The 230-nt window shown below is 42.2% G+C and carries 1 rRNA gene; it reads right to left on the bottom strand.

The annotated features are described in order from the left end of the window. Window positions 1–86, bottom strand: a 23S ribosomal RNA gene (locus KO539_RS29985); the annotation flags it as partial. Window positions 87–230: the final 144 nt, after the last annotated feature.

Raw genomic sequence — 230 nt, 5'->3', positions numbered from 1 at the left:
ACTCCCCGCAGCTTATCGCAAGCTACTACGTCCTTCATCGCCTGTAATCGCCAAGGCATCCACCATGTGCACTTATTCGCTTGTCCCTATAACGTTAGCCTCTCATCATTTACATAATGAAAGAGCGCTACAGGGATAAGAAAGTACAACGTTGTTGCTTGTTTGTTGATACATACAATCATTACCCATCGATTCGCTTTTTACGGCAAACCGATCAATAAATAATCTTT

The organism is Janthinobacterium sp. NKUCC06_STL (assembly GCF_019345455.1).
Lineage (GTDB): Bacteria > Pseudomonadota > Gammaproteobacteria > Burkholderiales > Burkholderiaceae_D > Janthinobacterium > Janthinobacterium rivuli.
Note: the sequence above shows the minus strand (reverse complement) of the source record. Positions and strands in the feature narration are given on the sequence as shown.